This is a genomic window from Achromobacter sp. ACM03 (assembly GCF_014851665.1).
In the GTDB taxonomy this organism is placed as follows: Bacteria; Pseudomonadota; Gammaproteobacteria; order Burkholderiales; family Burkholderiaceae_B; genus Achromobacter; species Achromobacter aegrifaciens.
The window spans coordinates 1-254 of sequence record NZ_JACVAD010000037.1 but is presented as its reverse complement, the minus strand read 5'-3'; the positions used below and the strand labels follow the sequence as shown (position 1 = coordinate 254).

The window sequence follows — 254 nt, the reverse complement described above, 5'->3', positions numbered from 1 at the left end:
ACTTACGGCGAGGGGGCTTTTCACCCCCTTTATCGCTACTCATGTCAGCATTCGCACTTCTGATACCTCCAGCAGCCTTTACAAGCCACCTTCGCAGGCTTACAGAACGCTCTCCTACCGCGTGCACAAAGTGCACACCCGCAGCTTCGGTTTATCGCTTAGCCCCGTTACATCTTCCGCGCAGGACGACTCGATCAGTGAGCTATTACGCTTTCTTTAAAGGATGGCTGCTTCTAAGCCAACCTCCTGACTGT

1 rRNA gene is annotated in these 254 nt (G+C 53.1%); it reads right to left on the bottom strand.

The window, feature by feature from the left end:
* A 23S ribosomal RNA gene (locus tag IB257_RS31480) occupies positions 1–254 on the bottom strand; the annotation flags it as partial.